The sequence below is a fragment of the Hymenobacter cheonanensis genome, assembly GCF_030581075.1.
Taxonomy (GTDB): Bacteria; Bacteroidota; Bacteroidia; order Cytophagales; family Hymenobacteraceae; genus Hymenobacter.
The window spans coordinates 105,154-121,572 of the sequence record NZ_JAUQSW010000002.1; the positions used below are offsets into that span (position 1 = coordinate 105,154).

A 16,419-nucleotide genomic window follows, 5' to 3' on the forward strand; every position below is an offset into this window, starting at 1 on the left:
TCCTCCTCGCTTTAGCCTTACCCAACTTGATGAAAATTATTGCCCGCAAACTTGGCCTGCTGGCCTTGCTCGTAGCCCTGGCCCCAGTGGGCGCGGCCCTGGCCCAAAGCGGCACGCCCACCACCACCGGCCCTACGCCTTCGGCCGACCCCACCCAGGTGCCCCTCGACGGCGGCGCCTCGCTGCTGCTGGCCGGCGGCGTGGCCCTGGGCCTGAAAAAGCTGCGCGCCCGGCGCCGGGCCTAGCCCGCGCCACGTCGCAACCAAGCGCAGTAAGCGCCCGCTGGCTTCGGCTGGCGGGCGCTTTTTTGTGGCCTGCCCCGCCCACCGTGCAACGTGGGGCAGCCCCATTCCTACCTTGCGTTACGCTATATTATTCACACTCTTAGCCCTTCCTGCTTTGCTAAAACCCTACCTGGCCCTGCCGCTGCTGGCGGCTACACTGCCCGCGCTAGCTGCGCCACCGGCCGCCCTCCCCTCTTTTTCGGAGCCCGCCGTGGCGCCCGACCGCCAGGAAATCGCCTTCGTCTCGGGCGGTGATGTGTGGACGGTGCCCGTGGCCGGCGGCGAGGCGCGCCTGCTCATCGCCCACCCCGCCACCGAAAGCCGCCCGCTCTACGCACCCGACGGCAAGTCACTGGCCTTCATCTCCACCCGCACCGGCAACGGCGATATCTACCTGCTCACCTTCGCCACCGGCGAGCTGAAGCGGCTGACCTTCGACGATGGGCTCGACCAACTCGACGGCTGGAGCGCCGATGGCAAGTACCTCTACTATTCGAGCACCAGCCGCGACATCTCGGGCATGAACGACATCTACCGCGTGCCCGTGGGGGGCGGCACGCCCACCGCCGTCTCGGCCGACCGCTACGCCAACGAGTTCTTCGCTGCCCCTAGCCCCGATGGCCGCACGCTGGCCTTTGCGGCGCGCGGCGTGGCCTCGGGCCAATGGTGGCGCCACGGCCACAGCCACTTGGATGAGTCGGAAATCTGGCTGCGCCAGGAAGGCAAACCCGGCCCTGGCTACACCAGCCTCACCAGCGGCGGCGCCAAGGCGCTGTGGCCTATGTGGGGGCCGGGCGGCCAGAAGCTGTTTTACACCTCAGACCAGGGTGGGGCCGAGAACATCTGGACCACCGGCCTGGCGAAAGGCACGCCCCAGCAAGTCACCAATTTCAAGGACGGCCGCGTGCTGTGGCCCAGCGCTTCGGCCGATGGCCGGCTTATCGTGTTTGAGCGCGATTTTGGCATCTGGACCCTGAACACCGAGAACGGCCAGGCGCAGCCCGTACGCATTGTGCGGCGCGGCGCGCCGGCCAGCCCCACCGTGGAGCGCCAGCGCTTCACCGACCGCCTGCAGGAGCTGGCCCTCTCGCCCGATGGCAAGAAGGTGGCCTTCATCGTGCACGGCGAAGTATTTGCCGCCTCGGCCACCGATGGCGGCGACGCCACCCGCCTCACCAGCACCGTGCCGGCCGAGAGCGACCTGACCTGGGCGCCCGATAGCCGCCGGCTCATCTACGCCTCGGCCCGCGACGGGGCCAAGCACCTCTACAGCTACACCTTCGCCACGGGCCAGGAAACGCGCCTCACCAACTCGGCGCTCAGCGACGCGCAGCCGCGCTTCTCGCCCGATGGCAAGCTGCTGGCTTTTCAGCGTGATGCCAAAGAATTACGCATCCTGGACCTGGCCACCCGGCAGGAGCGCGTGGCGGGCACCGGGCGCTTTGGCCGGCCGCCGCTGGCGGCCGAGCGCTCGTTTGTGTGGTCGCCCGACGGGCGCTGGCTGGCTTTTTCGCCGGCCGGGGCCCGGGGCTTTACCAACGTGCAGGTGGTGCCCACGGCGGGCGGCCCGGCCAGGCCGGTGAGCTTTTTGGCGAACTCAAACAGCAACTCGCTCTCGTGGAGCCCCGATGGCAAGTACCTGCTTTTCGATACCGGCCAGCGCACCGAGGATGCCCAGGTGGCGCGCATCGACTTGCAGCTACGCACGCCGCGCTTCCGTGAGGACCAGTTCCGCGACTTGTTCAAAGAAACCATGCCGGGGCCCGGGCCCCTCTCACCCGATAAAAACCAGAACCCGCCCCAGCAGCCGGCCAAGCCCGCTAGCCCCGCGCCGCTACCCGTGGCCGCCGCCGACTCGGCCCGCGCCAAACCCCGCGTGGCGGCTAGGCCCGCCAAGGGCAAAAAGGGCGCGGTAGTGGTGCCCACTACGCCGGCCAGGCCGCCGGTCAACATCAACTTCGACGACATTCGGCGGCGCCTGAGCCTGGTGCCGGTGGGCGTGGATGTGCGCAGCCAGCGCATCAGCCCCGATGGCAAGTGGCTGCTGCTCACGGCCACCGTGTCGAACCAAACCAACCTCTACCTTTACCCGCTCGACGAGCTGAGCAAGGACGCGCCCACAGCCCGGCAGCTTACCTCCACGGCCGGCCCTAAGCGCGAGGCGCAGTTTTCGCCCGATAGCAAGGAGGTCTACTACCTCGACCAGGGCCGCATTCAGGTGGTGCCGGTAGAGGTGGGCAAGGGCCCCGCCGCCCACGCCGTGGCGGTGGCCGCCGAGCTGGACGTAGACTTCGAGCAGGAGAAAATGGTGGTCTTCGACGAAGCCTGGAGCTACCTGCGCGACTTCTTCAACGACCCCACCTTCAACGGCGTTGACTGGCCCGCGCAGCACGAAAAATTTGCGCCCTACATCGCCGGGGCCCGCACCCCCGACGAGGTGCGCCGCCTGGTCAATCTGATGATTGGTGAACTGAACGCCTCGCACTCGGGCATGGGCCCGGCTGCCCCGCCCACCGGCACCGTGGCCCCCGCCACCGGCCGGCTAGGGGTGCGCTTCGACCCCGCCGAGTACGAGCAGAACGGCCGCCTGCGCCTCACTACGGTGCTGCCGCTGGGCGCCGCCGCGCTGGCCGGCCTCAGGCCCGGCGACGTGCTGCTGGCCGTGGATGGCCGCCCCCTCAACGGCAGCACCAACCTCGATGAGCTGCTGCAATACAAGGTGGGCCGCCGCACCACGCTGCGCGTTTTGTCTGATAATAAGGAGCGCGAAGTAGTCGTGCGCCCCCTCAGCCGCGAAACCGAGAAGGGCCTCGACTACCGCCAGTGGGTGGAGGAGCGCCGCGCCTACGTGGCCCAGGCCAGCGGCGGCCGGCTAGGCTACGTGCACATGTTTGACATGAGCGCGGCCTCGCTGGCCCAGCTCTACATCGACCTCGACGCCGAAAACATGACCCGCGACGGCGTGGTGGTGGATGTGCGCAACAACAACGGCGGCTTCGTGAACGTGTACGCCATCGACGTGCTGGCCCGCCGCAGCTACCTCAGCATGATGAGCCGGGGCATGGCGGCGCCGGTGCCCGCCCGCACCGCCCTGGGCCAGCGCAGCCTGGAGGTGCCTACGGTGCTCGTCACCAACCAGCACTCACTCTCTGATGCCGAAGACTTTAGCGAGGGCTACCGGGCTAGCCACCTAGGCAAGATAGTGGGCGAGCCCACCGGCGGCTGGATTATCTTCACCTCGGGCACCAGCCTGCTCGACGGCTCCAGCCTGCGCCTGCCCACCAGCACCATTCGCTCGACCCGCGATGGCCAGGTAATGGAAATGAACCCGCGCCCGGTCGATATCCCCGTGACGCGCCCCATTGGCGAGAGCTACACTACCCACGACGCCCAGCTCGACGCCGCCGTGAAGGAGCTGCTGGGGCAAACGGGCAAATGAGTTGGGGCGGGTAGCCCCGGCTCTCCTCCCCAGCGGGCCGGGGCTACCCGCAAGGCAGCCAGCTACTTACTCACCAGCGTCGAGGCTTCCGCGCTGCTGCCGGTGGCCAGCAGCTGCACCTCAAAGGTTACCTTGGCCGTGGCGGGCAGCTTGGGCACCAGCACGTAATACACCACGCTGGCCGCCCTGGGCGCCGCGTCGGGGGCTAGCTGCACGGCGTAGGTATAGCCGGCGCAGGTTTGTATTACCTGCTGGGCCAGCAGGTGGTAGCTGCTGGCGGTGCGGGTTTTGCCGGCCAGCAGGGTGTGGGTGGTAAAATCGACGGGCGGCAGCTTCTTGCCCGCAAACAGCTCCTGGTATTCAGCGGCCGAGTTGATAACGTACTCGTTGGTTTGGCCCACGTAGGGCACGGGCTCGGTAATGGTGCCTTTGAGGCCGGCCAGCGGCGTTAGGGTCACATCGGCCGAGGCATTGCAGGGCGCCACGTCTTCTTTTTTGCAGCTGTTGCTCATGGCCAGCAAGCTGAGCGCGGCCAACGCCAAGGGTCGACGTATATTCATAGAAACCAGGGTACTCGGGTGGGAAAAGGAGAGCGGGCAAGAAATATAGCGCCCGGCGGGCGATATCCAAGCTCCCCGGCGCCGCGCCGGGCCACTGCCGGCTTGCTTTGTGGGCGCCCCGCCGCTGGCTGCGTTTTTTTTGCCTATATCCCCCTAGCCATTGGCTACGCCCCCGGTAGCCCCGCCTAAACTGTTGCCACCGCACCTGCCTGCGCAGTATTTTTCAACCTCATTCCCGGAAAAGGGTGGCCGGCGCTGCAACGCCGGGCGGGCAGGCATGTCTTTTTCTTGAAAAAGCTGCATCTTGCCAGCCGGTTTGGGCCTAGCGGCCGCTAATTTCCTTCTGCCTTGAAACGACGTGATTTTGTGGGCCTCACCGGCCTTGCTACCGGCGCCTTGCTGCTGCCTCATTTTCCGGGTATGGGCGGCACCCTCGTAGACCCCGCCCGCCTGCTGGAGCCCGGCCTCGACGTGGCCCAGAAAAAGCGCCTGGCCGACGTGGCCCTGAACGCCGCCAAAAGCGCCGGCGCCAGCTACGCCGACGTGCGCATTGGCCGCTACCTCAACCAGAGCATTTTCACCCGCGAAAAGCAGGTGCAGAATATTGCCAGCGGCGAGAGCTTTGGGGCCGGCGTGCGCGTGATTGCCAGCGGCAGCTGGGGCTTCGCGGCCACTAACAACGTGAGCGAGGCCGGGCTGGCCCAGGCCGCCCGGCTGGCCGTGGCCATGGCCAAAGCCAACGCCAAAACCCAGAAAGAGCCCGTGAACCTGGCCGCCCAGCAAGGCTATGGCCAGGTGAGCTGGAAGACGCCCATCAAGCAAAATGCCTTCGAAGTGCCGGTGGCGCAGAAGGCCGAGCTGCTGCTGGCTGCCAATGCCGCTGCCCTCGCCAACGGTGCCAACTTCGTCAATTCCAGCCTGTTTCAGATAAACGAGCAGAAGTACTTTGCCAGCACCGACGGCTCGTATATCGACCAGGACGTGCACCGCATCTGGCCCACCTTCTCGGTCACGGCCATCGACCGGGCTAGCGGTAAGTTCAAAACCCGCGACGCGCTCAGCTCGCCCATGGGCCTGGGCTACGAGTACCTCTCGCCCCAGGCCGCCGATAAGGTGGCCGGCCCCAGCGGCACCGGCCTGGTGGGCTACCGCAACAGCTACGACATTCTGGAAGACGCCGCCCTGGCCGCCCGCCAAGCCAAGGCCAAGCTCACGGCTACCTCGGTGCTAGCCGGCAAGTACGACCTTGTGCTCGACCCTAACCATCTGGGGCTCACCATTCACGAGAGCATTGGCCACCCGCTGGAACTCGACCGCGTGCTGGGCTACGAGGCCAACTACGCGGGCACCAGCTTCGCTACCCTGGAGTGGCGCAAGAAAAATATTCCCTACGGCTCGAAGAACGTGACCATCGTGGCCGACAAGCTGCAACCCGGCTCACTGGGGGCGGTGGGCTACGACGACGAGGGCGTAAAAACCAAGGAGTGGACGCTTATCGACCAGGGCAAACTTGTTGACTACGAGAAGATTCGCGACCAGGCGCACATCGTGGGCCAGAAGGAATCGGACGGCTGCTGCTACGCCGACTCGTGGGGCGCGGTGCAGTTCCAGCGGATGCCCAACGTGAGCCTGCGCCCCGGCACCGCCAAGCTGAGCGTGGACGACCTGATAAGCAAGGTCGACAAGGGCATCTACATTGCCGGGCGCGGCTCCTACTCAATTGACCAGCAGCGCTATAACTTCCAGTTTGGCGGCCAGGTATTCTACGCCATCGAAAAGGGCAAAATCGCCGGCATGCTCGACGACGTGGCCTACCAGGCTAATACCCAGGAGTTTTGGAATTCGTGCGCGGCGGTGTGCGACCAGAGCGATTACCGCCTGTTCGGCTCGTTCTTCGACGGCAAGGGCCAGCCCTCGCAGGTGTCGGCCGTGAGCCACGGTTCGGCCACCTCGCGCTTTAATGCGGTGAACGTGATTAATACCGGGCGCAAACTTGGGTAACGAACGGCCCCACCCCCGGCCCCTCCCCTGCGGGGGAGGGGAGCCATTCGTCAACAGACATTAGCAAACGTTCGGCTCCCCTCCCCCGCAGAGGAGCCAAACGTCAACAGACGTTAGCAAACGTTCAGCTCCCCTCCCCCGCAGGGGAGGGGCCGGGGGTGGGGCCCACGCCAGGGTATTTTCTCTAATCATTTTCTCTATCTCTCAAACCTTTACCTTCCTTCTCCCTTGAACAGACGCGACTTTGTAGGCCTCACCGGCCTCGCCACCGGAGCCCTCTGGCTCCCCAACTTTCCGAGCCTGGCCGGCAACCTCGTGGACCCGGCGCAGTTGCTGGAGCCCGGCCTCGACGTGGCCGCCAAGAAGCGGCTAGCCGACGTGGCCCTGAACGCGGCCAAGGCCGCCGGCGCTACCTACGCCGACATTCGTATTCAGCGCACGCTCAACCAGAGCGTTTTTACCCGCGAAAAGCAGGTGCAGGGCATTGCCAGCATCGAGAGCCTGGGGGTGGGCATCCGGGTGATTGCCAACGGCACCTGGGGCTTTGCCTCGACCAACAACGTGACCGATGCGGGCATTGCCAAAACTGCCCAGCAGGCCGTGGCCATTGCCAAGGCCAACTCGAAGGTGCAGAAGGAGCCCGTGAAGCTAGCCCCCCAAAGGGGCTACGGCGACGTGGCCTGGAAGACGCCGATTGAGAAAAATGCCTTCGAGGTGCCCATCAAGGAAAAGGCCGATTTGCTGCTGGCTGCCAACGCCACGGCCCTCGCCAACGGCGCATCGTTCGTGAACTCGGCCCTCTTTCAAGTGAATGAGCAGAAGTACTTTGCCAGCACCGACGGCTCGTATATCGACCAGGATATTCACCGCATCTACCCCACATTTGGGGTGACGGTGGTGGACCGGGCCAGCGGCAAGTTCCGCTCGCGCCAGAGCTTAAGCTCGCCCATGGGCATGGGCTACGAGTACCTCACGCCCAAGGCGGCCGACAAGGTGGCTGGCCCTACCGGCTCGGACGTAATTGGCTACAAAAACAGCTACGACATTCTGGAAGACGCCGCTCGCGCCGCCAAGCAAACCAAGCAGAAGCTGACCTGCAAGAGCGTGGTGCCGGGCAAATACGACCTCATTCTGGACCCCCACCACCTGGGCCTGACTATCCACGAAAGTGTGGGCCACCCCACCGAACTCGACCGCGTGCTGGGCTACGAGGCCAACTTTGCGGGCACCTCGTTTGCCACCCTGGAGTGGCGCAAGAAGAACATTCCCTACGGCTCGAAAAACGTGACCATCGTGGCCGATAAGCTGCAGCCCAATTCGCTGGGGGCGGTGGGCTACGACGACGAGGGCGTGAAAACCAAGGAGTGGACCATCATCGACCAGGGCAAGCTCATCGACTACCAGAAAATCCGCGACCAGGCCGCCATTGTGGGCCAGAGCGCCTCGGATGGCTGCTGCTACTCGCAGTCGTGGCGCGATGTGCAGTTTCAGCGCATGGCCAACATCAGCCTGCGCCCCAGCGCCACCAAACGCAGCGTGGATGAGCTGGTGAGCGGCGTGGACAAGGGCATCTACATTGCCGGCAACGGCTCGTTTTCGATTGACCAGCAGCGCTATAACTCGCAGTTTGGCGGCCAGGTATTTTACGCCATCGAGAAAGGCAAAATTACGGAAATGCTTGAAGACGTGGCCTACCAGACCAACACCCTCGAATTCTGGGGGGCCTGCCAGGGCTCGTGCGACGCCTCCGACTACCGCTTTGCGGGCTTTTTCAACGACGGCAAGGGCCAGCCCTCGCAAAGCTCGGCCGTGAGCCACGGCTCGGCCACCACGCGCTTCAACGGCGTGAACGTAATTAATACGGCCCGCAAAATAGGCTAATAATTCGCAATCAAGTACCTACAATGGCAATTCTCTCCCAAACCGAAGCGCAGGACATTCTCAAGAAGGTCATCAGCTTCAGCACCGCCGATGAGTGCGACGCGACGCTCAACGGCAGCCTCGAAGGCAACGTGCGCTCGGCGCGCAACTCCATCAGCACGGCCGGCGCCGTCGACAACGTGTCCTTGGCCGTGACGTCGTACTTCGGCAAGCGCTCGGGCACCGCTACGTGTAATCAGTTCGATGAGGCTACGCTGCGTCGCTGCGTGCAGCGCGCCGAGGAAATAGCCCGGCTAGCCCCCGAGAGCCCCGAGTACATGCCGCTGCTCGGGCCGCAGACGTATCTGTCGTCGCCCCAGTCGTTTGCGGCCAGCACGGCGGGCATCACCCCCGACTACCGGGCTAGCCAGATGGCGGCCAGCATGCAGTACTGCGACCAGAAAAAACTGTCGTCGGCCGGCTTTCTGAACGACCAGGCGGGCTTCGTGGCCAAGCGCAACTCCAAGGGCCTCGAAGCCTATCAGCGCACGACCAACCTCGACTTCAGCATCACAGTGCGCACCCTCGATGGCATGGGCTCGGGCTACGCGGCTACCGATTTTACCGACATCAAGAACTTCGACGCGGCGCGCCTCACGGCGGTAGCGGCCAGCAAGGCCTCGTCGTCGGTGGGGGCCAAGGCGATTGAGCCGGGCAAGTACACCGTTATTCTGGAGCCGAATGCGCTGGTGTCGGGCTCCGATGCCTCGCTGCTAGGGGCGCTGATGCGCTCGTTCGACGCGCGCTCGGCCGACGAGGGGCGCAGCTTCCTCAGCAAGAAGGGCGGCGGCAACCGCAAGGGCGAAAAGCTGTTCGATGAGCGCGTTACGATTTACTCGGACCCCACCAACGCCGAGGTGCCCGACCTCACGTTCTCGGGTGATGGCCGCCCGCAGCAGCGCACCACCTGGATTGAAAAGGGCGTGGTGAAAAACCTCTACGCCTCGCGCTACTGGGCCGAGAAGACCGGCGTACCGTCGCTGCCCGGTCCCGGCGGCTTCATTATGGAAGGTGGCACGCAGAGCACCGCCGACCTCATCAAGGGCACGGCCAAGGGCATCTTGGTGACGCGCCTGTGGTACATCCGCCCCGTCGACCCGCAAACGCTGTTGTTCACGGGCCTCACCCGCGACGGAACGTTCTACATCGAGAACGGCGCTATCAAGTTTCCGGTCAAGAACTTCCGCTTCAACGAGAGCCCCATTATCATGCTCAATAACCTGGAGGCCATCGGCCGCCCGGTGCGGCTAGCCGGCAATTTGGTGCCGCCGCTTAAAATTCGGGACTTCACCTTCACGAGCCTGTCGGATGCCGTGTAACGTTTTCGGGTTTGGCGCGATACCTGGCGGTGCCGGGCGCTCGGGCCACGCAGGCCGCTTCTGATTCCGAAGCGGGCTAGCCACGCAAAAGAGCGGCCGGGCAACTGAGCCGCTCTTTTTTGCATCTGCCGGAACTAGCTTGCCGCAGCCAACTTCTTTCAGTCAACCTTTTACACCTTTTTTCTGCCATGAACAGACGTGACTTTGTGGGCCTCACCGGCCTGGGCGCCACGGCCCTGCTGCTGCCGAGCCTACCCGGCTTCGGGGCCAAACGCGTGGACCCCAGCCGGCTGCTGGAGCCCGGCGCCGACACTATCCTGAAAAAGCGCCTCGCCGACGCAGCACTCAATGCCGCCAAAAGCGCGGGCGCCAGCTACGCCGACGTGCGCATCGGGCGCTCGCTCAACCAATACGTGTTTGCCCGCGAAAAGCAGGTGCAGAACATCGTGAGCACCGAGAGCTACGGCGTAGGCATTCGGGTGCTGGTGAATGGCTGCTGGGGCTTTGCCTCCACGAGCGTGGTAACCGAGGCTAGCCTGGCCGCTACCGCCCGCCTGGCCGCCGACATTGCCAAGGCCAACAAGCTGGTACTGAAGGAGCCCGTGCAGCTAGCCCCGCAGCAGGGCTACGGCGAGGTAAGCTGGAAAACGCCCATCGTGCAGAGCGCTTTTGAGGTGCCGGTGAAGCAAAAGGCCGACCTGTTGCTGGCCGCCAACGCGGCCGCGATGGATGCCGGGGCCAACTACATCAACTCGGCCCTCTTCCAGGTGAATGAGCAGAAGTATTTTGCCAGCACCGATGGCTCGTACATCGACCAGGATATTCACCGCCTCTGGCCCACCTTCAACGTCACGGCCGTGGATACCAAATCGGGTAAGTTCCGCTCGCGCGAGGCCCTGAGCGCGCCCGTGGGGCTGGGCTACGAGTACCTCACGCCCAGCGCCGCCGAGCAGGTGCGCGGCCCGCAGGGCACTGATACCGTAGGCTATAAGCTGCGCTACGACATCCTGGCCGACGCCGCCCTGGCCGGCAAGCAAGCTAAGGCTAAATTAACCATGAAATCGGTGACGCCCGGCAAGTACGACCTCGTGCTCGACCCCGGCCACCTGGGCCTCACCATCCACGAAAGTGTGGGCCACCCCACCGAACTTGACCGCGTGCTGGGCTACGAGGCCAACTACGCGGGCACCTCGTTTGCGACGCTGGAATGGAAGGCCAAGAACCTGCCCTACGGCTCGCCGCAAGTCAACATCGTGGCCGATAAAACGCAGCCCGGCTCGGTCGGCAACGTGGGCTGGGACGACGAGGGCGTGAAAACCAAGGAGTGGGACATCATCCGGGCCGGCAAGCTCGTGGACTACCAGAAAATCCGCGACCAGGCGCACATTGTGGGCCAGAAGGCCAGCGACGGCTGCTGCTACGCCCAGTCGTGGGAAGACGTGCAGTTTCAGCGCATGGCCAACATCAGCCTCAAGCCCGGCCCTGGCAAGCTGAGCGTGGACGAGATGGTGAGCAAGGTGGACAAGGGTATTTACATCGCCGGCGCGGGCTCGTTCAGCATTGACCAGCAGCGCTTTAACTTTCAGTTTGGCGGGCAATTATTCTTCGCCATCGAGAAAGGCAAAATCACGGAGCCGCTCGAAGACGTGGCCTACCAGTCGAACACCCAGGAATTCTGGGGCGCCTGCCAGGGCTCGTGCGATGCTTCAGACTACCGCCTGTTTGGCACCTTCTTCGACGGCAAGGGCCAGCCGGCGCAGGTATCGTCGGTGAGCCACGGCTCGGCCACCACGCGCTTCAACGGTGTGAACGTGATTAACACGGCCCGCAAAGTTTAGCCCTAGCCACTCCTCTACTTAGCACAACCATCATGGCTATTCTCTCCAAAGACGAAGCCCAGGCTTTACTCAAAAAAGTCCTCACCTACACCACCGCCGATGAGTGCGAGGCCTCGCTGCGCGGGCGCACCAGCGGCAACATCCGCTACGCCCGCAACAGCGTGAGCACGGCCGGCGCCCAGGACAGCGTGTCGCTGGCCGTGGAAGCACGCTTTGGCAAGCGCAGCGGCATTGCCACCTGCAACGAGTTTGACGAGGCCACCCTGCGCCGCTGCGTGCAGCGCGCCGAGGAAATAGCCCGGCTGGCCCCCGAAAGCCCCGAGTACGTGCCCCTGCTAGGCCCCCAAACCTACCTGAGCCCGCCCTCGGCGGCCACTACCACCCTCACGCCAGCCCTGCGCGCCCAGGCCGCCGCCGACAGCATGAACCTGTGCGCGGCCAAAAACCTTACCTCGGCGGGCTTCCTGGATGGCGGCACGAGCTTCCGGGCCATGCGCAACTCGAAGGGGTTGGAAGCCTATCAGCAATCAACCAACACCGAATTTTCGGTGACGGTGCGTACCGCTGACGGGCGCGGCTCGGGCTACGCCATTGCCGACGTAACGGACCCCGCCAAGCTCAACACCAAGGCGCTGACCCAGCGCGCCGCCGATAAGGCTACCGGCTCGGTCAATGCCAAGGCCATTGAGCCGGGCAAGTATACCGTGATACTGGAGCCGGCCGCGCTCGTGGCCAGCGACGACCTTTCGCTGCTGGGCGGGCTAGTGGGCGGCCTCGACGCGCGCTCGGCCGACGAGGGGCGCAGCTTCATGACCAAGAAGGGCGGCGGCAATCGCAAGGGCGAAAAGCTCTTCGACGAGCGCATCAACATCTACTCCGACCCGCTCAATGCTGAGGTGCCCGGCAATGCCTTCGACGGCGACGGCCTGCCCACCCAGCGCATGAGCTGGGTCGAGAAGGGCGTGGTCAAGAACATGTACTACTCGCGCTACTGGGCCGAGAAAAACAAGGTGGCGCCCACGGCCTACCCCAACGGCTTCATCATGACGGGCGGCACCCAAAGCACCGCCGACCTCATCAAGGGCACGGCCAAGGGTATTCTGGTCACGCGCCTGTGGTACATCCGCGAGGTCGACCCGCAAACGCTGCTCTACACCGGCCTCACCCGCGACGGCACGTTCTACATCGAAAACGGGGCCATCAAATTCCCGATTAAGAACCTGCGCTTCAACGAAAGCCCCATTATTATGCTCAATAATATTGAGGCCATCGGCCGCCCGGTGCGGCTGGCCGGCTGCCTGGTGCCACCCCTGAAAATCCGGGATTTCACGTTCACGAGTCTGTCGGACGCCATTTAAATTTGACCGTGGGCGACCATTAAAACGTCCGTCATGCTGAGCTTGCCGAAGCATCTCTACCGCACCGCTAGGGAGCCACTCGGTAAAGATGCTTCGGCAAGCTCAGCATGACGGACGTTTTGGCTTTTACTAGCTAACTATCTAGCGCCGAAATACCTACAGCTTGGGCAGCTGGAAGGCGGCGTAGAATTGAAACACCCGGTTTTGGAGCTGCGGGTCGTTCACGCCTTGCAGGTATTGCAGGTTGTTGATGTCGTTGAGGCCCGCCACGAAGCGGCCGCCCACGCGCACCACCGAGCCAAGCTTGAGGCCCACGCCGGCACAGAGGGCAAAATCGCCGCGCTTGTAGTTGCCGGTCGAAGCCTGGTCGACGCTCGCAAATGCCACGTTGCCACTGGAGTTGCGCACCTGCACCATGCCATCCTCATTGGCCGCCACGAGGTAGCCAAACTGCGGCCCACCCTCCACGTACACCGGCCCGAAGGTCAGCTTCAGCAGCACCGGCACCTGAATGTAGTTGAGCTGCGTGGTGTAGTTGGTAACCGTGGTGGCGCCCTTCAGCTGCGAGCCTTGCAGCGAATACAGCAGCTCGGGCTGAATGGAAAGCGGCCCGATGAGCTTCTGCTCGTAGAAAAGCCCGGCGTGAAAATAAGTTTTGTAGGTCGCGTCTTCGCCCACGCGGCCCGTGAGCACGGCCTCGTTGATGCCGCCTTTGATGCCAAACTGCGCGTGGGCCTGGCTAGCCAGGAGAAGGCAGAAAGCTGCCAGGATAAAGTGCTTCATGGGTAGTGATTGTGAGTAGTTTATAAGAGCCGGGAATTCTATTTAGTAGGCTAGCGGTAGTGGCCCGCCAGTGCCTAACGCACAAGAAGGGGCTTTTGGGGTGCGCAATGGTTGCAGCCACAAAGTTTGCAACAAATGCTGTGAATGCGGTGTGAACAGCTTTTGGGTGCAACCTTGCCGCTTCGCTTGCCGCCTTTTTCAGCACTATGCCAGCCCCTTTCACCTTCGTGCGCCTCAGCTACCACTCCGGCGACTGGGATGCCGTGGACGAGCGCATGCCCGCCAACCTGCTGCACTCGCTGGTGCAGTACACCACGGTGCCCGTCGAAACCAAAGAGAAAGTAGTGGCCCTGGATAGCCCCGAACTCTTCAATTACCCGTTTTGCTACCTTAGCGGCCACCGGCTGGTACAGTTTTCAGCGGCCGAAAAGAAGAATTTTACGCAGTACGTGCGCAACGGCGGCTTTGTGTTTGTGGACGACTGCAACCACGACATCGACGGCCTGTTTGCCCGCTCCTTCGAGGAGCAGATGCGGGTGTGCTTCGGAGCCAGCGCCTTGCAGAAAATTCCGAAGACGCATCCCATTTACACCCAGTTCTTTAAGTTCAAGGATGGCCCACCCAATACCGGCTTCGAGCTTAATGGCTGGGGCGACGACCTGGTGCACGACTACCTCAAGGGCATCACCATCAACAACCGGCTAGGGGTGCTCTATTCCAACAAAGACTATGGCTGCGAGTGGGACTACGACTTTCGCAACAAGCGCTTTCTGGCTGAGGATAACACCAAGTTTGGGGTCAATATTCTGCTGTATGCGCTTTCTTAATCCTGACCCTAGCGGTAAGTTCCCGCTGAGGTGCGCAGCGGGAACTTACCACCCGACGCCGAACGAAAAACTACTCTCATGACCGAACAAGACGTAAAAACGCTCCTCGCCAAGCTGCCGCAGCTAAAAGCCGAAATCGGCAAGGTCATCGTGGGCCAAAGCCAGGTGCTCGATGAGGTGCTGGTGGCGCTGCTGGCCGGCGGCCACGCCCTGCTGGAGGGCGTGCCGGGGCTAGCCAAAACCCTGCTCGTGCGCACGCTGGCCCAGGCCACCGATTTGCCGTTTCGCCGCATCCAGTTCACGCCCGACCTCATGCCGACCGACATCCTCGGCACCGAGGTGCTGGAGGAAGACCACGGCACCGGCAAGCGCTCGTTTAAGTTCAACCCCGGCCCCATTTTCGCCAGCCTGGTTTTGGCCGATGAGATAAACCGCACGCCGCCCAAAACCCAGGCCGCCCTGCTCGAAGCCATGCAGGAAGGCCACGTGACCTACGCCGGCCAGGAGCACGCGCTGCCCAAGCCGTTTTTCCTACTAGCCACCCAAAACCCGATTGAGCAGAGCGGTACTTACCCGCTGCCCGAGGCGCAACTCGACCGCTTTTTGCTATACGTGCGCATCGGCTACCCCACCGAGCAGGAGGAAATGGCGGTGCTGAGCGGTACCACCGGCACAGCCCGCGCCGAGGTGCAGCCCATTTTGGGCGGCGACGACATCCGGCAGCTGCAGCAGCTGGTGCGCCAGGTCAGCCTCAGCCCCGAGCTGCTAGCCTTCGTGAACCGGCTGGTGCGTGCCACCCGCCCGGCTACGTCGGAGGTGAAATTCATCAAAGACTACGGCCGCTGGGGCGCCGGCCCGCGCGCCGGCCAGGCGCTCATTTTGTGCGCCAAGGCGCGGGCGCTGCTGCAAGGCCGCTTTGCCGCTACGCTGGAAGATATTAAGGCCCTGGCCCCGCCCGTGCTACGCCACCGCGTGCTCTTGAATTTCAACGCCGAAGCCGAAAACCTCACGCCCGACGATGCCGTGCGCGAGCTGCTGAAAGCCGTGGCGGTGTAGCGCGGACTTTGTAGTCCGCGCCTGCAACGGTTAAGTACGTTTTTCTCAAAACGCGGACTACAAAGTCCGCGCTACTCTATGCTCAGCCCCGAACTCCTTTACGCCCTGCGCAACCTGCCGCTGGCCGCCCGCCAGGCGGCCGAGGGGTTTTTGGCGGGTGCGCACGCCAGCCGCCGCCACGGCGCGGGCATGGAGTTCAGCCAGTACCGGCCTTACCAGCCCGGCGACGACCTGCGGCGGCTCGACTGGCGCCTGGCCGCCCGCTCGGACCGGTACTACCTGCGCGAGTCGGAGGTTGATACCAGCCTGACGGTGAACCTCGTGCTGGACGCCAGCGCCAGCATGAACCACCGCGACGACAACGGCCTCACCAAGCTCGATTATGCTAGGCTGCTGCTGGCCGCACTAGCCTACCTGGCTCAGAAACAGGGCGATGCCGTGGGCCTCTCTATTCTCAGCCCTGGCGGCTTGCAGCACTTTCCGGCCCGCGCCGATACGCGCCAGCTGCCGCGCCTCTACCACGCCTTGGAAAAGGCCGAGGCCACCGGCACTTTCCCCGACACCGCCACGCTAGCCCCCCTCACGGCCCGGCGCCAGCGCGCCCTCACGGTGTGCGTGAGCGACTTATATGAAGAAGCCGGCGAGATAAACCACCTGCTAGCCCGCCTGCGCGCCACCAGCGGCGACGTGCTGCTGCTGCACTTGGTGGCGGGCAACGAGCTAAACTTTAGCCACAAAGGCCCGGTCACGTTTCGCGACCTCGAAACCGGCCAGACCATCCAGCTTGATGCCGACCAGCAGCGCGCCGGCTACCAGCAGCAGCTGCGCCAGTGGCTGCGCGACACCGCCCAGGCCGCCCGCCAGCAGGGCCTCGATTACCACCAGCTCAGCACCGCCGCCCCGCTCGATGGCGCCCTGCGCGAGTTTTTGAAACGCCGACAGTCGATGGGCTAGCCAAAGCAAAACTGCTTGTCTTTGCGAGCATGTTGCGCATCAAGCAAAGGCGCAGTGGAGCGCGACAATCCTTCCTTGTC

12 protein-coding genes are annotated in these 16,419 nt (G+C 63.9%); 10 read left to right on the forward strand and 2 right to left on the reverse strand.

Annotated features, from left to right (window positions below; translation table 11 throughout):
• Window positions 1-29 precede the first annotated feature (29 nt).
• On the forward strand, window positions 30-245 hold the full coding sequence (locus Q5H89_RS04110) for a PID-CTERM protein-sorting domain-containing protein (protein WP_305018032.1): 216 nt from the start codon (window positions 30-32) through the stop codon (window positions 243-245).
• 154 nt (window positions 246-399) lie between these two features.
• Entirely contained in the window at window positions 400-3,723 is a 3,324-nt protein-coding gene (locus Q5H89_RS04115) for a S41 family peptidase (protein ID WP_305018033.1), read from the forward strand.
• A 62-nt stretch (window positions 3,724-3,785) separates the two neighbouring features.
• Here the strand turns inward: Q5H89_RS04115 and Q5H89_RS04120 are convergent, their stop codons facing one another.
• A complete protein-coding gene (locus Q5H89_RS04120) occupies window positions 3,786-4,283 on the reverse strand; it encodes a hypothetical protein (RefSeq protein ID WP_305018034.1) in 498 nt (165 codons plus the stop codon).
• A gap of 348 nt (window positions 4,284-4,631) precedes the next feature.
• On the opposite strand from Q5H89_RS04120, the gene Q5H89_RS04125 reads away from it, so the two are divergent.
• From Q5H89_RS04125 to Q5H89_RS04145, 5 genes are all read left to right on the forward strand, one after another.
• Entirely contained in the window at window positions 4,632-6,284 is a 1,653-nt protein-coding gene (locus Q5H89_RS04125) for a TldD/PmbA family protein (protein ID WP_305018035.1), read from the forward strand.
• Window positions 6,285-6,512: 228 nt separating this feature from the next.
• Window positions 6,513-8,165, forward strand: a complete 1,653-nt coding sequence (locus Q5H89_RS04130; protein WP_305018036.1) for a TldD/PmbA family protein — start codon at window positions 6,513-6,515, stop codon at window positions 8,163-8,165.
• Between the two features lie 23 nt (window positions 8,166-8,188).
• Complete coding sequence (locus Q5H89_RS04135) at window positions 8,189-9,523, forward strand: TldD/PmbA family protein (RefSeq protein ID WP_305018037.1); 1,335 nt, start codon at window positions 8,189-8,191, stop codon at window positions 9,521-9,523.
• 188 nt (window positions 9,524-9,711) lie between these two features.
• The gene (locus tag Q5H89_RS04140) at window positions 9,712-11,361 is read left to right on the forward strand and encodes a TldD/PmbA family protein (RefSeq protein WP_305018038.1); all 1,650 of its coding nucleotides are present in this window, start codon (window positions 9,712-9,714) and stop codon (window positions 11,359-11,361) included.
• Between the two features lie 32 nt (window positions 11,362-11,393).
• Complete coding sequence (locus Q5H89_RS04145) at window positions 11,394-12,719, forward strand: TldD/PmbA family protein (protein ID WP_305018039.1); 1,326 nt, start codon at window positions 11,394-11,396, stop codon at window positions 12,717-12,719.
• Between the two features lie 156 nt (window positions 12,720-12,875).
• Here Q5H89_RS04145 and Q5H89_RS04150 read toward each other — a convergent pair whose 3' ends face one another.
• Window positions 12,876-13,502, reverse strand: coding sequence for a porin family protein (locus Q5H89_RS04150; RefSeq protein ID WP_305018040.1), 627 nt, complete (start codon window positions 13,500-13,502; stop codon window positions 12,876-12,878).
• Between the two features lie 206 nt (window positions 13,503-13,708).
• On the opposite strand from Q5H89_RS04150, the gene Q5H89_RS04155 reads away from it, so the two are divergent.
• The 3 genes from Q5H89_RS04155 (at window position 13,709) to Q5H89_RS04165 (ending at window position 16,339) form a co-directional block, all read left to right on the forward strand.
• On the forward strand, window positions 13,709-14,329 hold the full coding sequence (locus Q5H89_RS04155; protein WP_305018041.1) for a DUF4159 domain-containing protein: 621 nt from the start codon (window positions 13,709-13,711) through the stop codon (window positions 14,327-14,329).
• Window positions 14,330-14,407: 78 nt separating this feature from the next.
• Entirely contained in the window at window positions 14,408-15,385 is a 978-nt protein-coding gene (locus Q5H89_RS04160; RefSeq protein ID WP_305018042.1) for an AAA family ATPase, read from the forward strand.
• 78 nt (window positions 15,386-15,463) lie between these two features.
• On the forward strand, window positions 15,464-16,339 hold the full coding sequence (locus Q5H89_RS04165) for a DUF58 domain-containing protein (protein WP_305018043.1): 876 nt from the start codon (window positions 15,464-15,466) through the stop codon (window positions 16,337-16,339).
• Window positions 16,340-16,419: the final 80 nt, after the last annotated feature.